Annotated in this window: 9 protein-coding genes; 8 read left to right on the top strand and 1 reads right to left on the bottom strand. The window is 65.6% G+C overall.

What is annotated here, in order from left to right; all coding sequences use genetic code 11:
• The 4 genes from ispF to A3728_RS08930 all read left to right on the top strand — a co-directional run.
• The coding region (gene ispF / locus A3728_RS08945; RefSeq protein WP_067922368.1) for a 2-C-methyl-D-erythritol 2,4-cyclodiphosphate synthase at positions 1–705 on the top strand (705 nt) is incomplete at its 5' end.
• Positions 702–1,199, top strand: a complete 498-nt coding sequence (locus tag A3728_RS08940; RefSeq protein ID WP_067922364.1) for a phosphatidylglycerophosphatase A family protein — start codon at positions 702–704, stop codon at positions 1,197–1,199. The genes ispF and A3728_RS08940, both read left to right, overlap by 4 nt.
• Positions 1,196–1,675, top strand: coding sequence for a CinA family protein (locus A3728_RS08935; protein WP_067922361.1), 480 nt, complete (start codon positions 1,196–1,198; stop codon positions 1,673–1,675). The genes A3728_RS08940 and A3728_RS08935 overlap by 4 nt, the downstream gene beginning before the upstream one ends.
• A gap of 152 nt (positions 1,676–1,827) precedes the next feature.
• A complete protein-coding gene (locus A3728_RS08930; RefSeq protein ID WP_067922358.1) occupies positions 1,828–3,009 on the top strand; it encodes an ammonium transporter in 1,182 nt (393 codons plus the stop codon).
• Between the two features lie 41 nt (positions 3,010–3,050).
• Here A3728_RS08930 and A3728_RS08925 read toward each other — a convergent pair whose 3' ends face one another.
• Positions 3,051–3,515 carry a type II toxin-antitoxin system RatA family toxin gene (locus tag A3728_RS08925; protein ID WP_067922355.1) on the bottom strand — a complete coding sequence of 155 codons (465 nt, stop codon included), beginning with the start codon at positions 3,513–3,515 and terminating at the stop codon, positions 3,051–3,053.
• A 68-nt stretch (positions 3,516–3,583) separates the two neighbouring features.
• Here A3728_RS08925 and hpt point away from each other — a divergent pair, with 68 nt between their 5' ends.
• From hpt to A3728_RS08910, 4 genes are all read left to right on the top strand, one after another.
• Entirely contained in the window at positions 3,584–4,120 is a 537-nt protein-coding gene (hpt, locus tag A3728_RS08920; RefSeq protein ID WP_067922371.1) for a hypoxanthine phosphoribosyltransferase, read from the top strand.
• Positions 4,121–4,136: 16 nt separating this feature from the next.
• The gene (locus tag A3728_RS23435) at positions 4,137–4,307 is read left to right on the top strand and encodes a hypothetical protein (RefSeq protein WP_201722119.1); all 171 of its coding nucleotides are present in this window, start codon (positions 4,137–4,139) and stop codon (positions 4,305–4,307) included.
• A gap of 73 nt (positions 4,308–4,380) precedes the next feature.
• Positions 4,381–4,857: a c-type cytochrome gene (locus A3728_RS08915; RefSeq protein WP_067922352.1), complete on the top strand. Its 477-nt coding sequence runs from the start codon at positions 4,381–4,383 to the stop codon at positions 4,855–4,857.
• A gap of 2 nt (positions 4,858–4,859) precedes the next feature.
• Positions 4,860–5,339 (top strand): c-type cytochrome (locus tag A3728_RS08910; RefSeq protein ID WP_150120704.1); only part of this gene is annotated, 480 nt, incomplete at its 3' end.

Below are 5,339 nucleotides of genomic sequence, written 5' to 3'. Positions count from 1 at the left end.
ACGCGCGACCGCAGCGGCCTCTACGCGGCCCAGACCCCGCAGGGGTTCGACCTCGCCGCGATCCGCGCCGCACATGCCGCCTTTGAAGGCCCGGCGGCGGCCGATGACGTGGCCGTAGCCCGCGCCGCGGGCATAGACGTGGCGATCACCCCCGGCAGCCCCGACAACATCAAGGTGACGCAGCCCGAGGATTTCGCCCGCGCCGCCCGCATATTGGAGAAAGATTTGGATATCAGAACAGGCAACGGTTTCGACGTTCACGCCTTCGGGCCGGGGGACGGCGTGACGCTCTGCGGGGTGCATATTTCCCATGACCGCGGGCTTGTCGGCCATTCGGACGCCGATGTGGGCCTGCACACCGTGACGGATGCGATCTACGGCGCATTGGCGCGCGGCGACATCGGCCAGCATTTCCCGCCCTCCGACCCGCAGTGGAAAGGTGCACGAAGCGATATCTTCCTGCGCCATGCCGCCACCCTTGCCCGTGAGATGGGCTTTAGCCTCACCCATGTGGATTGCACGCTGATCTGCGAGGTCCCGAAGATCGGGCCTCATACCGAAAGGATGCGCGCGGCGATGGCCGAGATGCTGGACATTGAAATCGACCGTGTCTCCGTCAAGGCGACGACGACGGAACGGCTCGGCTTTGCAGGCCGGGGCGAAGGCATCGCCTGCATGGCCACAGCGACATTGGTGAAGACATGATTGCCGCCAGACTGATCGCGACGCTTCTGGGCGTCGGTTACCTGCGTCCCGGTCCGGGCACCTGGGGCTCGCTCATCGGCCTGCCCTATGCCTGGCTTTTACATGTGATCGGGGGCCTGCCGCTGCTGGCCCTGGGCATCATCGCGGCCTTTCCGCTGGGCTGGTGGGCCACCGCGCGCATGACCGCGGGGCAGGAAAACCACGACCCTTCGGAAATCGTGGTCGACGAACTCGTCGGCCAGTGGATCGCGCTCCTGCCGCTCAGCCATGCGGCATGGTCCATGGGCATCCCGATCCTGAACCTCTGGCCGGGCTGGATCGCGGCTTTCCTGCTGTTCCGCCTCTTTGACATCGCCAAACCGTGGCTGGTGGGCTGGGCGGACCGGCGCGGCGACCCGCTGGGGGTGATGCTGGACGACGTGATCGCAGGCATCTTCGCCGCGGTCTGCGTGATCGTGCTGGCCGGGCTCTATCACGGGGTGCTTCAGGGATGACGCTGGCCGCCGAGATACTGGAGGCGGCCCGCGCCCGGGGCATCATGATCGCCACCGCCGAAAGCTGCACGGGCGGTATGGTGGCCGTGGCGCTCACCGACCTGCCCGGATCCTCCGCGGTCTTCGAGCGGGGATTCGTCACCTATACCAACGCCGCGAAGACCGAGCTTCTGGGCGTGCGCGAGGCGACGCTTGAAGCCCACGGCGCGGTGTCCGAAGCGGTCGCCCGCGAAATGGCGGAGGGCGCGCTCACGCGCTCCGGCGCGGGGCTCGCGGTTTCGATCACCGGCATCGCGGGCCCCGGCGGGTCGGAGCACAAGCCCGAAGGCCGCGTTTGCTTTGCACTCGCGGGCGAGCAACGGGAGACATTCGCCGAGACCTGCGAATTCGGTGCGCAGGGGCGCGAGGCTGTCCGCCGCGCGGCGCGGGATCATGCGCTGACGCTGCTGCGGCAGGCGCTTCGCGAAAGCGCCTGATTTTCGGGCAAAACGCCGTGCAGACCGCACAAAAATAAGGCAATTGATATTTTGCCCGGAAAACGGGCAGCCCGCAGGGGGTTTTGCCTTTTGTATGGGCCTGTCCTGTCGTTCCTGCCCCGAATGTTTCACCTCAAGCACCGGAGCCGCAGATGAACCCCGCCGATACCGCATGGATCATGACCGCAACCGCCCTCGTCCTTTTGATGACGCTGCCGGGCCTTGCCCTTTTTTACGGCGGTCTCGTCCGCAGCCGCAACGTGCTCAGCGTTTTCATGCAATGCTACGCCGTCGCCTGCCTGATGAGCGTGCTCTGGTTCCTCGTGGGCTATTCCATCGCCTTCGGACCCGGCGAGACGGGGTTCTGGGGCGGTCTGGGCAAGATCGGTCTTGCCGGGGTCGACGCCGACAGCCTTGCCGGCACCCTGCCCGAGATTCTCTTCTTCGCCTTCCAGATGACCTTTGCCGTCATCACCCCGGCGCTGATCGTGGGCGCCTATGTAGAGCGGATCAACTTCGCCTTCGTGCTGCTCTTCTCTAGCCTCTGGATGCTGGTGGTCTACGCGCCGGTGGTGCACTGGATCTGGGGCGGCGGAATGCTGGCCGACGGCGGTATCTTCGGTGAAACCGGCGCGCGTGACTTCGCGGGCGGGATCGTGGTTCATGAAACCGCCGGTCTGGCCGCGCTGGTGCTGGCGATGTTCCTCGGCCCGCGCAAGAACCAGACCACGCCGCCGCATAATCCAGGCCTCGTGATGGTGGGTGCCGCGCTGCTCTGGGTGGGCTGGTTCGGCTTCAACGGCGGCTCGCAGCTTGCCGCCGATGGCGGGGCCGCCATGGCCATCACCGTGACCCATATCTCCGCTGCCACGGCCTCGCTCACCTGGGCGCTGTGGGAGAAGATCAAGTTCGGCAAGCCCTCGCTCGTGGGCATCGTGACGGGGACCATCGCGGGCCTTGCCTCCATCACCCCGGCTTCCGGCTTCGTGGGTCCGTGGGCGGCGCTGCTGATCGGCGCGGTGGCGGGCGTGCTCTGTCAGGAAGCGGTCGTGCTGGTCCGCAACCGGCTGCGCATCGACGACACGCTTGATGTCTTCGCGGTGCACGGCGTGGGCGGCATCTTCGGCACCATCATGATCGCGGCGCTCGGCGCCGGGTCATGGGCCGCGCAGCTCGGCTCGCTTGCCATCGTGGGCGTCTTCACGGTGGTGGTCAGCGTGATCCTCGTCTTCGTCTGCCGCGCGATCGTGCCGCTTCGGGTGGACGCGGAAACGGAAACCGACGGGTTGGACCTGCGGGTCCATGGCGAACGCGCCTACGACCTCAGCAACTAAGACTCCCGGGCGGCGCAGCTATAGCACTGCGCCGCGCCGGTTCAGACGGCCGACGTGCCGGGGCCGTAAAGCTCCTGCGCGCGCTTCTCGAAGGCCCGCACGATGCGCAGCATCGCCTCGTTGAAGACCACGCCGATGATCCGCTGAAGGATCGCGTTGCGGAATTCGAAATCGACGAAGAAATCCACCTCGCAGCCGCCCCCGGGCAGGTCGGTGAACTTCCAGTTGGACTTCATGTATTTGAACGGCCCGTCCAGGTATTCGGTATCGATCTTCTTTTCATCGGGCCAGAGGACCACGCGACTGGTGAAACGTTCACGGAAAACCTTGAAGCTGATCACCAGATCGGCCTCCATCACCCGGTGATCGCCCCTGTCTTCGTCACTGCGGATCCGCGCCGCCGCCGTCCAGGGCAGAAACTCCGGATAGCGGCCCACATCGGCGACCAGATCGTACATTTGCTGCGCGGTATAGGGAAGCTTGCGGGTCTCGGAATGGGTGGGCATTGCGTTCCATCATCTGGCGGGTTAGGCCCTATCTCACTGTTCAGCCGCTGGAATTCAAGGGCAAAGCCATGACCGACCGGCCCTACGTCATCGACGAATTGATCTCGGCCAAGGCCATCGCCGCCCGGATCGAAGCGCTCTGCCGCGCCATCCACGACGAGTTCGACGGCACCGACAAGCTGATCGTCGTGGGGCTGCTGCGCGGCTCCTTCGTCTTCATCGCCGATCTGGTGCGGGAACTGGACCTGCCGATCGAGGTCGATTTCCTCGAAGCGTCGAGCTACGGCGACGGTATGGAAAGCAGCCGCGAGGTTCGGATCCTCAAGGATCTGCGCGGCGCCATCGAAGGCCGCGACGTGCTGGTGGTCGAAGACATTGTGGATACCGGCCACACGCTTCATCATGTCACCAATCTGCTGCGCTCGCGCGGGCCCGCGCGGCTCAAGTCCATCGCGCTGCTGGACAAGCCCAGCCGCCGCGAAGTCGACCTGAAGGCCGACTGGACCGGCTTTGAGATTCCAGATGAATTCGTCGTGGGCTACGGCATCGATTTCGCACAGCGCAACCGCAACCTGCCCTACATCGGCACCGTTCGCTTTACCTGAACGAAGGGGAAAAGGCATGAACCTCACATGGTTCTTCCGGATGGCGAAATGGGCCCATAACCCGCCTTCTGCCGCGCGGGTAAAGCTTGTCTTCGGCATCGTGGCGCTGGCGCTTCTCATCGGGGGGATCGAATGGATGGGCTGGTGGCCCGAATGGGCCACGGCAGAGCGTATTCCCCGCCCCTGAGATGATCACGATGACGGGATTTTGCCGGTTGGACGCCGCATGCTACCGTCGGGCACATTCAGGGAGGGACACCATGACAATAGCACGTACATCCATCTTCTGCCTCGCTTTGGCGGGTCTTGCCACCGCCGCCGTTGCCGCGAACCACAGCGACAAGGCCGCCATGGCCGCTGTCGAGGCGCGCAAGGCGCAGATGAAGCTGATCGCCTATCACACCGGTATTCTGGGGGCGATCGCGAAGGGAGAGACCGAGTACGATTCAGAAACCGCCCGCAACGCCGCGATGAACCTGCATGCCGCCGCGGGCCTCGCCCGGGGGACCATGTGGATCGAAGGCACCGAACAGGGCGCGGTCGGCGATTCACGCGCCAAGGCTGAAATCTGGTCCGACCCCGATGGCTTTGCCGAGAAATTCACCGCGCTTGAAACCGCGAGCGGTGAGATGATCGATGCCGCCGCCGCCGATCTGGATAGTCTGCGGGCCGGTATGGGTTCCGTCGGTCAAGCCTGCAAGAGCTGCCACGACACCTACCGCGGCCCCGAAAACTGATCATGGGCAGGGCGCGCCGGGGTCTGCTGGCGCTGCTCGCCGCTCTGGGCGCCGCGGGCTGGTTCGTGACGGCCCCCGCCGCCGAGGATCCGGACTTTGCCGCGGGTCACCGCCCCGATGTCGAGAACGGCGCGCGGGTCTTTGCGGCGGCAGGGTGCCGGTCCTGCCACCAGCCCCCCGACGCGCCGGAGGGCGAAAACACCGCTCCGCCGCTCCTGTCAGGGGGGCAGGCCTTCGACAGTGATTTCGGCACCTTCTATGCGCCCAACATCTCCTCCGATCCGGTCGCGGGCCTTGGCGGCTGGTCGCTGCCGCAATTCGCCAATGCGGTAAGGCAAGGTGTCTCGCCCGAGGGGCGGCACTACTACCCCGCCTTTCCCTACGCTGCCTATCAACACATGACCGAGGGCGATGTCGCCGATCTCTTCGCCTATCTGCAAACCCTGCCTGCGGCCACCGCCGAAGCCCCCGCCCACGCGGTG

The organism is Sulfitobacter sp. HI0040 (assembly GCF_001634885.1).
GTDB lineage: Bacteria > Pseudomonadota > Alphaproteobacteria > Rhodobacterales > Rhodobacteraceae > Sulfitobacter.
This window is presented reverse-complemented; position numbering and strand designations above follow the sequence as displayed.